This is a genomic window from Mesorhizobium sp. AA23 (assembly GCF_001672435.1).
GTDB lineage: Bacteria > Pseudomonadota > Alphaproteobacteria > Rhizobiales > Rhizobiaceae > Mesorhizobium.
Genome location: NZ_LYTP01000005.1, coordinates 108,499 through 121,516 on the forward strand (window position 1 = coordinate 108,499; position 13,018 = coordinate 121,516).

8 protein-coding genes are annotated in these 13,018 nt (G+C 63.6%); 1 reads left to right on the forward strand and 7 read right to left on the reverse strand.

The annotated features are described in order from the left end of the window. The first annotated feature begins 55 nt into the window (after positions 1-55). A complete protein-coding gene (locus tag A9K66_RS06940; protein ID WP_067321488.1) occupies positions 56-985 on the forward strand; it encodes a Gfo/Idh/MocA family oxidoreductase in 930 nt (309 codons plus the stop codon). A 25-nt stretch (positions 986-1,010) separates the two neighbouring features. Here A9K66_RS06940 and A9K66_RS06945 read toward each other — a convergent pair whose 3' ends face one another. The 7 genes from A9K66_RS06945 to rplK all read right to left on the reverse strand — a co-directional run bounded on the left by A9K66_RS06945 (position 1,011) and on the right by rplK (position 13,001). Further along, positions 1,011-1,676 carry an O-methyltransferase gene (locus A9K66_RS06945; protein WP_067321490.1) on the reverse strand — a complete coding sequence of 222 codons (666 nt, stop codon included), beginning with the start codon at positions 1,674-1,676 and terminating at the stop codon, positions 1,011-1,013. A gap of 76 nt (positions 1,677-1,752) precedes the next feature. Beyond that, positions 1,753-5,949: a DNA-directed RNA polymerase subunit beta' gene (gene rpoC / locus A9K66_RS06950; protein WP_067321633.1), complete on the reverse strand. Its 4,197-nt coding sequence runs from the start codon at positions 5,947-5,949 to the stop codon at positions 1,753-1,755. Positions 5,950-6,093: 144 nt separating this feature from the next. Beyond that, positions 6,094-10,230, reverse strand: a complete 4,137-nt coding sequence (rpoB, locus tag A9K66_RS06955; protein ID WP_066989583.1) for a DNA-directed RNA polymerase subunit beta — start codon at positions 10,228-10,230, stop codon at positions 6,094-6,096. Between the two features lie 265 nt (positions 10,231-10,495). Then, complete coding sequence (gene rplL / locus A9K66_RS06960) at positions 10,496-10,876, reverse strand: 50S ribosomal protein L7/L12 (protein WP_066989581.1); 381 nt, start codon at positions 10,874-10,876, stop codon at positions 10,496-10,498. Between the two features lie 54 nt (positions 10,877-10,930). Next, positions 10,931-11,449: a 50S ribosomal protein L10 gene (gene rplJ, locus A9K66_RS06965; RefSeq protein WP_067321493.1), complete on the reverse strand. Its 519-nt coding sequence runs from the start codon at positions 11,447-11,449 to the stop codon at positions 10,931-10,933. A gap of 420 nt (positions 11,450-11,869) precedes the next feature. After that, complete coding sequence (gene rplA / locus A9K66_RS06970; protein WP_066989577.1) at positions 11,870-12,568, reverse strand: 50S ribosomal protein L1; 699 nt, start codon at positions 12,566-12,568, stop codon at positions 11,870-11,872. Between the two features lie 4 nt (positions 12,569-12,572). Then, positions 12,573-13,001, reverse strand: coding sequence for a 50S ribosomal protein L11 (gene rplK / locus A9K66_RS06975; RefSeq protein ID WP_059189557.1), 429 nt, complete (start codon positions 12,999-13,001; stop codon positions 12,573-12,575). Positions 13,002-13,018 lie beyond the last annotated feature (17 nt).

Here is a 13,018-nt window from a genome sequence, read left to right on the forward strand (position 1 = left end):
CCGGGCACCGTTGTCCTGCCTAAGAACACCTACTTCTTCCACCCTCGGAGTCCCAATGACCAGCAACCCCATCAGGATCGGTATCGTCGGCGTGGGAAAGATCGTCCGCGACCAGCATCTTCCAGCACTGGCCAAGGACAGCAGTTATCGGCTTGCGGCCGCCGCCAGCCGCCACGGCAAGGTGGACGGCATCCCGAACTATCCGACGATCGAGGCGATGCTCGAGGCCGAGCCGGGCCTGGAAGCCGTCTCGCTCTGCATGCCGCCGCAGTTCCGCTATGACGCCGCGCGCACCGCGCTCGAGGCCGGAAAGCACGTCTTCATGGAGAAGCCGCCGGGCGCCACCGTCAGCGAGGTCGAGCACCTGAAGGCGATTGCCGCGAAGAAAGGCGTTTCGCTTTTCGCCAGCTGGCATTCGCGCTACGCGCCGGCGGTCGAGGCCGCGCGCGCCTTCCTGGCTTCGGCCAGAATCGACTCGGCGGCGATCAACTGGAAGGAAGACGTGCGCCGCTGGCACCCGAACCAGGAATGGATCTGGGCGCCGGGCGGTTTCGGCGTGTTCGATCCCGGCATCAACGCGCTATCGATCGCCACCCACATCCTGCCGCCGATGTTCATCACCTCGGCCGTGCTCGACTTCCCCGAGAACCGCGCCTCGCCGGTCGCGGCGCATGTCACCTTCCGCACCTCGAACGGGCTCCCGGTGACAATGGAGCTCGACTGGCTGCAGACCGGTCCGCAGAGCTGGGACATCCTGGCCGAGACCGACAAGGGCAAGATGGTGCTTTCGGGCGGCGGCGCAAAGCTCGCCGTCGACGGCAAGATCATCCATGACGAGCCGGAAGCCGAATATCCGATGCTCTACAAGCGTTTCGCCGAGATTGTCCGCGCCGGCATCTCCGACGTCGACCTGGCCCCGCTCCAGCACGTCGCCGACGCCTTCATGCTCGGCAAGCGCAATGTGGTCGAGCCTTTCTTCGATTAACAGTAAGCCCCGTGCAGCGCCGGCGTCAGTCCACGATCGCAATCGCAAATCCGTCATAGCCCTTGGCGCCGACGGTCTGGATGGCGGTGCCGTCAAGCCGCTTCTCGCCGCCGATGAAGGAGAACGCCGCGCGGGCGCCGACGACGTTTTCGTCGCGGCCGTCGTCCTTCAGCACGGCGCCGTCGCGGATGACGTTGTCGCAGACTATCACCGTTCCGGAGCGCGACAGCCGCATGGCCCAGCTGAGATAATTCGGGTTGTTCGGCTTGTCGGCGTCGATGAAGATCAGGTCGAACGGACCGGCATTTTCGCTGACCAAGGCTGCTAGCGATTGAAGAGCTGGCCGGAGCCGCAGATCCACCTTGTCGGAAATCCCTGCCCGCTCGAAGTTCGAACGCGCGACCTTGGCATGGTGCGGCTCAAGCTCCAGCGTCACTACTCTGCCATCGGCAGGCAGGCCCCTTGCCATCCAGATGGTCGAGTAACCACCGAGCGTGCCGATCTCGAGCACCTTCCTTGCGCCGCGAATCCGCACCAGAAGCGAAAGCAATTTGCCCTGCGCGGCCGAGACGTCGATCGCCGGCAGGCCCTGCTCGCGGTTGGCCGCAAGCACCGCGTCAAGCGTGGGATCCGCATCGAAAAGAGAGGAGACGATGTAGTTGTCGACAGCCGTCCAGGTCCTGACGCTCATGGTTTTTCCTCGTTCATAACCCGAATGAAAAAAGGGGCCACGCGGGCCCCTTTTCTTTCTCTCATTGCATCCGCGCTTACTGCGCGGCGTTGACCATGTTGGTCAGCATCGGCTCGGCGACCTCGACACCCGAAGCCTTGCGGCGCTCGTCGATGATGAGCTCGTCGCGCGAGGTGGCGATGCGCCTTATTTGGCTCATCGTGCCGCCCGTGCCGGCCGGGATCAGGCGGCCGACGATGACGTTCTCCTTCAGACCCTGCAGCATGTCGGTCTTACCGGCGACCGCGGCTTCCGTCAGCACCCTGGTCGTCTCCTGGAAGGAGGCGGCCGAGATGAAGGACGGCGTCTGCAGCGAGGCCTTGGTGATGCCGAGCAGCACCGGCTGGCCTTCGGCCGGCTTCTTGCCGTCCTCGATCAGCCGCTCGTTGACCTCTTCCAGCTCGATCACGTCGACGTGGTCGCCCGGAATGTAGGTCGAGTCGCCCTGCGTGGTGATCTCGACCTTCTGCAGCATCTGGCGAACGATCACCTCGATGTGCTTGTCGTTGATCGACACGCCCTGCAGGCGGTAGACCTCCTGGATCTCGTTGACGAGGTAGGACGCAAGCGCCTCCACGCCCTTGATCGCCAGGATGTCGTGCGGCGCCGGGTTGCCGTCGAGGATGTAGTCGCCCTTCTCGATGACGTCGCCGTCCTGCAGATGGAACGGCTTGCCCTTCGGGATCAGGTACTCGACCGGCTCCAGCGTCGAGTCGTGCGGCTCGATGATGATGCGGCGCTTGTTCTTGTAGTCGCGGCCGAAGCGGACCGTGCCATCGATCTCGGCGATGATGGCGTGATCCTTCGGACGGCGAGCCTCGAACAGTTCGGCCACCCGCGGCAGACCGCCGGTGATGTCCTTGGTCTTGGCGCTTTCCATCGGGATACGCGCAAGCACGTCGCCCGGACGGACATGCGCGCCCGGCTCGACCGAGAGAATGGCCTCGACCGAGAGCAGGAAGCGTGCATCGCCGCCCTTCGACAGCTTGCCCACCTTGCCCTTGGCGTCCTGCACGACGATCGCCGGCTTCAGGTCGCTGCCGCGCGGCGTCGAACGCCAATCGATGACCTCACGCTTGGTGATGCCGGTCGACTCGTCGGCGGTCTCCTGGACGGAGATGCCGTCGACCAGATCCTCGAACGCCACCTTGCCCTCGATTTCGGTGAGGATCGGGCGGGTGTAAGGATCCCACTCGGCGATGCGCTGCCCGCGCTTCACCTTGTCGCCGTCATCCACGAAGATGCGCGAGCCATAGGCGACGCGGTGCGTGGCGCGTTCCTTGCCGGCCTCGTCGAGGATCAGAACCGCCATGTTGCGGCCCATCACCATCTGCTGACCTTCGGAGTTGCGCACCACGTTGCGATTGCGGATCTCGACCTTGCCCTCATAGGAGGCTTCGAGGAACGAAGAATCCACCACCTGCGCGGTGCCGCCCATGTGGAAGGTGCGCATGGTGAGCTGGGTGCCCGGCTCGCCGATCGACTGCGCCGCGATGACGCCGACGGCCTCGCCCTGGTTGACGGGCGTGCCGCGGGCAAGATCGCGACCGTAGCAGACCGCGCAGACGCCGGTCCTGACCTCGCAGGTCAGCGCCGAGCGGATGCGGACCGACTGGACGCCGGCCTTCTCGATCTGCTCCACGTCACGCTCGTCCATCAGCTTGCCGGCCTTGACCAGCACTTCGCCGGAGACCGGGTGGTTGATGTCGTCGAGCGCCGTGCGGCCGAGCACGCGCTGACCGACCGAGGCGACGATCTGGCCGGCATCGACGATCGGCTGCATGGTGAGGCCCTTGTCGGTGCCGCAATCCAGCGAATTGACGATGCAGTCCTGCGCCACGTCGACCAGACGGCGGGTCAGGTACCCCGAGTTCGCCGTCTTCAAGGCGGTGTCGGCCAGACCCTTGCGGGCGCCGTGGGTCGAGTTGAAGTACTCGAGCACGGTGAGGCCTTCCTTGAAGTTCGAGATGATCGGCGTCTCGATGATCTCGCCCGAAGGCTTGGCCATCAGGCCGCGCATGCCGGCGAGCTGGCGCATCTGGGTGGGCGAACCGCGCGCACCCGAATGCGACATCATATAGATCGAGTTCATCGGCTTCTGACGGCCGTTTTCCTCGAACTCGACCGCCTTGATGCGGGCCATCATCTCGTCGGCGACCTTCTCCGAGCACTTGGCCCAGGCGTCGACCACCTTGTTGTACTTCTCGCCCTGCGTGATCAGGCCGTCATTGTACTGCTGCTCGTACTCCTTGGCCAAAGCCTCGGTATCGGAGACCAGCTTCAGCTTGGTGTCCGGAATCACCATGTCGTCCTTGCCGAACGAAATGCCGGCGCGGCAGGCATGCGCAAAGCCGAGAGCCATGATGCGGTCGCAGAAGATGACCGTCTCCTTCTGCCCGCAGTGGCGGTAGACGGTGTCGATCATCTTGGAGATGTTCTTCTTGGTCATCTCCTGGTTGGCGATGTCGTACGGTACGTTGACGTTCTTCGGCAGAAGCTCGCCGATGATCATGCGGCCGGGCGTGGTTTCATAGATGTTCGACACCGTCTTGCCTTCGGCATCGACGGTGCGGAAGCGGCCCTTGATCTTGGCGTGCAGGGTCACCGCCTTGGTCTCCAGCGCATGCTGGAGCTCGCCCATCTCGGCGAACACCATGCCTTCGCCCGGCTCGTTCTGGTTGACGATCGACAGATAGTAGAGACCGAGAACCATGTCCTGCGACGGCACGATGATCGGCGCGCCGGAGGCCGGGTGCAGGATGTTGTTGGTCGACATCATCAGCACGCGCGCTTCGAGCTGCGCTTCCAGGGACAGCGGCACATGGACCGCCATCTGGTCGCCGTCGAAGTCGGCATTGAAGGCCGTGCAGACCAGCGGATGCAGCTGGATCGCCTTGCCTTCGATCAGGATCGGCTCGAACGCCTGGATGCCGAGGCGGTGCAGCGTCGGCGCGCGGTTCAAGAGCACCGGATGCTCGCGGATAACCTCGTCGAGGATATCCCAGACCTCCGGACGCTCCTTCTCGACCAGCTTCTTCGCCTGCTTGACGGTCGAGGAGAAACCCTTGGCGTCGAGGCGGGCGTAGATGAAAGGCTTGAACAGCTCCAGCGCCATCTTCTTCGGCAGGCCGCACTGATGCAGCTTGAGTTCCGGACCGGTCACGATGACCGAGCGGCCGGAATAGTCGACACGCTTGCCGAGCAGGTTCTGGCGGAACCGGCCCTGCTTGCCCTTGAGCATGTCGGACAGCGACTTCAGCGGACGCTTGTTGGCGCCGGTGATGACGCGCCCGCGGCGGCCGTTGTCGAACAGCGCGTCGACGGCCTCCTGCAGCATGCGCTTTTCATTGCGCACGATGATGCCGGGCGCGCGCAGCTCGATCAGCCGCTTCAAGCGATTGTTGCGGTTGATGACGCGGCGATAGAGGTCGTTGAGGTCGGACGTGGCGAAGCGGCCGCCGTCCAGCGGGACCAGCGGGCGAAGGTCCGGCGGGATCACCGGGACGACCTTCATGATCATCCATTCCGGACGGTTGCCGGATTCCATGAAGTTCTCGACGACCTTGAGCCGCTTCAGCAGCTTCTTCTGCTTGAGCTCGGACGAGGTCGAAGCCAGCTCCGAGCGCAGATCGCCGGCGATCTTCTCCAGATCCATGCCGGCCAACAGGTCATGGATGGCCTCGGCGCCGATCATGGCGGTGAAAGAGTCCTCGCCATACTCGTCGACGGCCAGCATGTACTCTTCCTCGCTGAGCAGCTGGTGCTCCTTCAGCGCGGTGAGGCCAGGCTCGGTGACGATGTAGTTCTCGAAGTAGAGGACGCGCTCGATATCCTTCAGCGTCATGTCGAGCAGCGTGCCGATGCGCGAGGGCAACGACTTCAGGAACCAGATATGGGCGACGGGGGCGGCGAGCTCGATATGGCCCATGCGCTCGCGGCGGACGCGCGACAGCGTGACTTCGACGCCGCACTTCTCGCAGATGACGCCCTTGTACTTCATGCGCTTGTACTTGCCGCACAGGCACTCGTAGTCCTTGATCGGACCAAAAATGCGCGCGCAGAACAGACCGTCACGCTCCGGCTTGAAGGTGCGGTAGTTGATGGTCTCCGGCTTTTTGATCTCACCGAACGACCAGGACAGAATCTTCTCAGGGCTGGCGAGCGAGATCCGGATGGAATCGAACACCTGCGCAGGCGCCTGAGGGTTGAAGAGATTCATGACCTCTTGGTTCATGCCGTTCTCCTTTTCGGGGTCCTCGAAAACCCCTTGCATCGAGCGCGGGCCGAATGCCCGCAGACTGGCCGGCCTGACCGGCCGAGAATTGTTGGGCGCGCCACGTTGTTCGCGGCGCGCCATTACCCTTGTTCGGCCGCGCCCTTATTCGGCAGCATCGGGCAGCCGCACGGCAGCGTCTTCGAACTTGGTGTTCTCCAGTTCGACATTGAGGCCGAGGGAGCGCATCTCCTTGACGAGAACGTTGAAGCTCTCGGGAATGCCGGCTTCGAACGTATCGTCGCCGCGCACGATTGCCTCGTAGACCTTGGTGCGTCCGGCAACGTCATCCGACTTCACCGTCAGCATCTCCTGCAGCGTATAAGCGGCGCCGTAGGCTTCCAGCGCCCAGACCTCCATTTCGCCGAAGCGCTGGCCACCGAACTGCGCCTTGCCGCCCAGCGGCTGCTGGGTGACGAGCGAGTACGGACCGATCGAGCGCGCGTGGATCTTGTCGTCCACCAGGTGGTGAAGCTTGAGCATATAGATGTAGCCCATCGTCACCTTGCGATCGAACGGCTCGCCGGTGCGGCCGTCATAAAGCTGCGACTGACCGCTGGTGTGCAGGCCCGCCTGCTGCAGCATGGTGTTGATGTCGGCTTCGTGCGCGCCGTCGAACACCGGAGTCGCGATGGAGACGCCGCGGCGCATCTGTTCGCTCAGGCGAATGATGCTCTCGTCGTCATAGTCGCGGACCGGCTCGTTGCGGTCGTTGGAAGGCATGAAGCTTTCCAGCGTCTTGCGCAGCGGCTTGATGTCGCCGCCAGCCTTGTAGGCGTCGATCAGCTCGCCGATCTTCCTGCCCATGCCGGCGCAGGCCCAGCCCAGATGCGTTTCCAGGATCTGGCCGACATTCATGCGGCTCGGCACACCCAGCGGGTTGAGCACGATATCGGCATGCGTGCCGTCCTCGAGGAAAGGCATGTCCTCGACCGGAACGATGCGCGACACCACGCCCTTGTTGCCGTGACGGCCGGCCATCTTGTCGCCCGGCTGCATCTTGCGCTTCACCGCCACGAAGACCTTGACCATCTTCATGACGCCCGGAGGCATCTCGTCGCCGCGCTGCACCTTCTCGACCTTGTCCATGAAGCGCTGCTCGAGCGCCTTCTTGGAGTCGTCGTACTGGCCGCGCAGGGCTTCCAGCTCGCTCTGCAGCTTTTCGTTCTCCACGGCGAACTGCCACCACTGCGAGCGCGGATACTCGTCGAGCGTGTCCTTCGACAGCTTCGAGCCCTTCTTGAAGCCCTTCGGCCCGGCAATCGCTTCCTTGCCGACCAGCATGTCCGACAGGCGCGAATAGACGTTGCGATCGAGGATCGCCTGCTCGTCGTCGCGGTCCTTGGCCAGACGCTCGATCTCCTCGCGCTCGATCGCCATGGCGCGCTCGTCCTTCTCCACGCCGTGGCGGTTGAAGACGCGCACTTCGACGACCGTGCCGAAGGTGCCCGGAGGCATGCGCATGGAGGTGTCGCGAACGTCCGAGGCCTTTTCGCCGAAGATGGCGCGCAGGAGCTTCTCTTCCGGCGTCATCGGGCTTTCGCCCTTCGGCGTGATCTTGCCGACCAGGATGTCGCCCGGCTGCACTTCCGCGCCGATATAGACGATGCCGGCCTCGTCGAGGTTCTTCAGCGCTTCCTCCGAGACGTTCGGAATGTCGCGCGTAATCTCCTCCGGTCCGAGCTTGGTGTCGCGGGCCATGACCTCGAACTCCTCAATGTGGATCGAGGTGAAGACGTCGTCGGCCACGATGCGCTCGGAGAGCAGGATCGAGTCCTCGTAGTTGTAGCCGTTCCACGGCATGAACGCGACCAGCACGTTGCGGCCGAGCGCCAGATCGCCGAGCTCGGTCGAAGGACCGTCGGCAATGATGTCGCCCTTGTTCACCCGGTCGCCGACACGCACCAGCGGACGCTGGTTGATGCAGGTGTTCTGGTTCGAACGCTGGAACTTCATCAGCCGGTAGATGTCGACGCCGGACTTGCCCGGGTCGAGATCTTCGGTGGCGCGGATAACGATACGGGTGGCGTCCACCTGGTCGACCACGCCGCCGCGACGGGCACCGATGGCGGCGCCTGAGTCACGGGCCACGACCGGCTCCATGCCGGTGCCGACGAACGGTGCCTCGGCACGCACCAGCGGCACGGCCTGACGCTGCATGTTCGAGCCCATCAGCGCGCGGTTGGCGTCGTCGTTCTCGAGGAACGGGATGAGGGCCGCCGCGACCGACACCATCTGCTTCGGCGACACGTCCATCAGGTCGACGTTCTCGCGCGGCGCCATCATCACCTCGCCAGCGTTGCGGCAGATGACGAACTCGTCGACAAAGCTGCCGTTCTTATCGAGCTCGGCGTTGGCCTGCGCGACGTGGTGCTTGGCCTCCTCCATCGCCGACAGATAGACGACTTCATTGGTCAGCTTGCCGTTGACGATCTTGCGGTACGGGCTCTCGATAAAGCCGTACTTGTTGACGCGCGCGAAGGTGGCGAGCGAGTTGATCAGACCGATATTCGGGCCTTCCGGCGTCTCGATCGGGCAGATGCGGCCGTAATGCGTCGGATGCACGTCGCGCACCTCGAAGCCGGCGCGCTCGCGGGTCAGACCGCCCGGTCCAAGCGCCGACAGGCGACGCTTGTGGGTGATCTCCGACAGCGGGTTGGTCTGGTCCATGAACTGCGACAGCTGCGAGGAGCCGAAGAACTCGCGCACGGCGGCGGCGGCCGGCTTGGCGTTGATCAGGTCCTGCGGCATGACCGTGTCGATCTCGATCGAGGACATACGCTCCTTGATCGCGCGCTCCATGCGCAGCAGGCCGACGCGGTACTGGTTCTCCATCAGCTCGCCGACCGAGCGGACGCGGCGGTTGCCGAGATTGTCGATGTCGTCGATCTCGCCCTTGCCGTCGCGCAGCTCGACCAGCGTCTTGACCACGGCCAGGATGTCTTCCTTGCGCAGCACGCGCACGGTGTCCTCGGCCTTGAGCTCGAGGCGCATGTTCATCTTGACGCGGCCGACAGCCGACAGGTCATAGCGCTCGCTGTCGAAGAACAGCGAGTTGAACATGGCTTCGGCGGTCTCGAGCGTCGGCGGCTCGCCCGGACGCATGACGCGGTAGATGTCGAACAGCGCGTCCTGGCGGCTCTCGTTCTTGTCGACGGCGAGCGTGTTGCGGATGTAGGCGCCGACATTGACGTGGTCGATGTCGAGGATCTGGATCTCGTCCTCGCCGGTGCCGAGCAGCACCTTCAGCGTCTTCTCGTCGATCTCGTCGCCGGCCTCGAGGAAGATCTCGCCGGTGGCGTAGTTGACGATGTCCTCGGCCAGGTAGTTGCCGAGCAGGTCCTCGTCGGTCGCCTTGATGGCCTTGAGACCCTTTTCGCCGAGTTGGCGGGCCTGGCGGGCGGTGATCTTCTTGCCGGCCTCGACGACGATCTCGCCCGTGTCGGCGTCGACCAGGTCGCCGACAGCCTTGAGGCCGCGGAAACGCTCGACGTTGAACGGGATGCGCCAGTGGTCGCCGGCGCGCTTGTAGGTGATCTTGTTGTAGAAGGTCGACAGGATCTCTTCGCCGTCCATGCCGAGCGCCATCAGCAGCGACGTCACCGGGATCTTGCGGCGGCGGTCGATGCGGGCGTGGACCACGTCCTTGGAATCGAACTCGATGTCGAGCCACGAGCCGCGATAGGGGATGACGCGCGCGGCAAACAGAAGCTTGCCCGAGGAGTGCGACTTGCCCTTGTCGTGGTCGAAGAAGACGCCCGGCGAACGGTGCATCTGCGAGACGATGACGCGCTCGGTGCCGTTGACGATGAAGGTGCCGTTCGACGTCATGAGCGGCATATCGCCCATATAGACGTCCTGCTCCTTGATATCCTTGATCGACTTCGCGCCGGTATCCTCGTCGATATCGAACACGATGAGGCGCAGCGTCACCTTCAGCGGCGCAGCATAGGTCAGGTCGCGCTGACGGCATTCGTCGACGTCGAATTTCGGTCCTTCGAACTCATACTTCACGAATTCCAGCATCGAGGAGCCGGAAAAATCGGAGATCGGGAAGACCGACTTGAAAACAGCCTGCAGCCCCTCGTCCGGACGCCCGCCCTTGGGCTCGTCCACCATCAGGAACTGGTCATAGGATGCCTTCTGAACCTCGATCAGGTTCGGCATCTCCGCAACTTCCGGGATCTTCCCGAAGAACTTGCGTACGCGTCTGCGGCCATTGAAAGTCTGGGTCTGGGCCATCGTCGCTCCTTAGCTCAAAACTCGGGGCGAACCTCGCCGCGGTTCGCCTTGCACCAACGGGCCGCTCGCCGGCCGCCCCTGTCTGTTTTCCGGCCGCCGTTCCAATTGCTTGGCGGCTGCCGGTAAAAACGGGAGAAAACCCGTTTCCTGAAGGCCGCTTCCGGCCCTCAGGAAAGAGGTTTTCAAACGTCTCGCGCAACGAAGCCTCCCTTTCATCAAGGGAGGGGGCGGCCGGCGCGAGGCCGTCCGCCCTCAACCATAAGGCTTACTTCAGCTCGACCTTGGCGCCAGCTGCTTCCAGCTGAGCCTTGAACTTGTCGGCATCGGCCTTGGAAACGCCTTCCTTGACCGGCTTCGGAGCGGCCTCGACCAGGTCCTTGGCTTCCTTGAGGCCAAGGCCGGTGATGGCGCGGACTTCCTTAATGACGTTGATCTTCTGGGCGCCGGCGTCGGCGAGAACGACGTCGAATTCCGTCTTCTCTTCAGCCGGAGCAGCAGCAGCGGCAGCGCCACCGCCAGCAGCGGCAACCGCCACCGGAGCAGCAGCCGAAACGCCCCACTTCTCTTCCAGGAGCTTCGACAGCTCGGCCGCCTCGAGGACGGTCAGCTTCGAAAGGTCGTCTACGATCTTTGCCAGATCAGCCATTTGTGTATTCCTTTACTTGGTTCGAACGTGTGTTGTTGACAGCGAGGAACGGCCTCATGCCGCCTCGTCCTTCCGGGCGTAAGCGCCGATGACGCGCGCGACCGAAGCCGCGGGCGCATTGACGATCTGGGCGATCCGGGTTGCCGGCGTGGCGATCATGCCAACCAGCTTGGCGCGCAGCTCGTCGAGCGACGGCATCGTGGCGAGTGCCTTGACACCGTCGGCGTTGAGCGAGGTCGAGCCCATTGCGCCGCCGAGAATGATCAGCTTGTCATTCCCCTTGGCGAACTCGGACGCGATCTTCGGCGCCGCAACCGGATCCTCCGAATAAGCGATCAGCGTCTGTCCCTTGAACAGATCGACGATCGATGCGGAGTCCGTGCCCTGAAGAGCGATCTTGGCGAGACGGTTCTTCGCGACTTTGACGGTGCCACCGGCGGCGCGCATCTTCGACCGAAGGTCGTTCATTTGCGCCACGGTGATACCGGCGTAGTGGGCCACGACGACTGAACCCGCGCTCGAGAACGCTTCGTTCAGGCCCGTGACGAGTTCGCGCTTTTCCGCTCTGTCCACTGCCTATCTCCAGTTGACCCCTGCCTCATTCTCGAGGTCAGAAGTCGGGTTGCCTTTTGCCGGCCGGGCCATCCTAATCGTGGATCTCCCGAACGGCGCTCGAGGATCCTGCCCCCTTTTCGCCCACCGACGGCAAGCCGGCGATGTGCTGACAAAAGGCAAACACGGTTCGAACCTTTCATTGGAGCTTGTCGCTCCTTTGTCGGGTCTTCACCCGTCTCATGCAGGCCCAAGTGAATTAAGGCTTTTGGGCCGCCTGCAATCTCGGACAGGATATCCGGAAACCTTTCGGCTTCCGGGGTACCGGGCCGCCGACGGATCGGCGGTCCGGAATTCTTCTTTGTTGGAGCATGATCTTTTCCGAAATCCACTTTTCGGGATCATGCTCTAGCGACCGGCCTGAAGCCGGCCAGACGACGCTTACGACGCGGCGAGCGTCGCGATGTCGAGCTTGAGGCCGGGACCCATCGTCGAGGTGACCGACACCTTCTTGACGTAGTTGCCCTTGGCGCCGGCGGGCTTGGCCTTGTTCACCGCATCGGCGAAGGCCCGCACATTCTCTTCCAGCGCCTTGACGTCGAACGAGACCTTGCCGACGCCGGCCTGGACGATGCCGGCCTTCTCGACGCGGAACTCGACGGCGCCGCCCTTCGAGGCCTTGACGGCGGCCGCGACATCGGGGGTAACGGTGCCGACCTTCGGGTTCGGCATCATGCCGCGCGGGCCGAGCACCTTACCCAGACGGCCGACCAGCGGCATCATGTCCGGAGTAGCGATGCAGCGATCGAAATCGATCGTGCCCTTCTGGACGATGTCGACGAGGTCCTCGGCACCAACGATATCGGCGCCGGCGGCCTTGGCTTCTTCGGCCTTGTCGCCGCGCGCGAACACGGCGACGCGCACCGACCGGCCAGTGCCGTTCGGCAGGTTGACAACGCCGCGGACCATCTGGTCGGCATGGCGCGGATCGACGCCGAGATTCATCGCGACCTCGACCGTCTCGTCGAACTTCACCGTGGACCGGTCCTTCAGCAGCTGCAGCGCCTCAGAGAGCGCATAGGCCTTGTTCGGATCGATGCCTTCACGGCTCTTGGCAACACGCTTTGCAATCTTTGCCATGATCTTAGCCCACCACTTCCAGGCCCATCGAGCGGGCGGAGCCCTCGACCATTCGCATGGCCGCTTCGACGTCGTTTGCGTTCAGGTCCTTCATCTTCTGCTCGGCGATCTGGCGCACCTTGTCGCGCGAGATCGTGCCGGCCTTGACCTTGCCCGGTTCCTTCGAACCAGACTTCAGGTTGGCGGCCTTCTTCAGGAAGTAGCTCACCGGCGGCGTCTTCATGACGAAGGTGAACGACTTGTCCTGGTAGTAGGTGATGACGACCGGGATGGGCGAGCCCTTCTCCAGCTCCTGGGTCTGCGCGTTGAACGCCTTGCAGAACTCCATGATGTTGATGCCGCGCTGACCAAGCGCCGGGCCGATCGGGGGCGACGGCGTGGCCGAGCCCGCGGCAACCTGGAGCTTGAGCTGGCCTGCAACTTTCTTAGCCATCTCTATTCCTGCCTTTT

Excerpts from the sequence above, each read along its gene's own strand:
- rpoB (WP_066989583.1), bottom strand. The coding sequence starts at position 10,230 with ATGGCCCAGACCCAGACTTTCAATGGCCGCAGACGCGTACGCAAGTTC.
- A9K66_RS06940 (WP_067321488.1), top strand. The coding sequence starts at position 56 with ATGACCAGCAACCCCATCAGGATCGGTATCGTCGGCGTGGGAAAGATC.
- rplA (WP_066989577.1), bottom strand. The coding sequence starts at position 12,568 with ATGGCAAAGATTGCAAAGCGTGTTGCCAAGAGCCGTGAAGGCATCGAT.
- rpoC (WP_067321633.1), bottom strand. The coding sequence starts at position 5,949 with ATGAACCAAGAGGTCATGAATCTCTTCAACCCTCAGGCGCCTGCGCAG.
- rplL (WP_066989581.1), bottom strand. The coding sequence starts at position 10,876 with ATGGCTGATCTGGCAAAGATCGTAGACGACCTTTCGAAGCTGACCGTC.
- A9K66_RS06945 (WP_067321490.1), bottom strand. The coding sequence starts at position 1,676 with ATGAGCGTCAGGACCTGGACGGCTGTCGACAACTACATCGTCTCCTCT.
- rplK (WP_059189557.1), bottom strand. The coding sequence starts at position 13,001 with ATGGCTAAGAAAGTTGCAGGCCAGCTCAAGCTCCAGGTTGCCGCGGGC.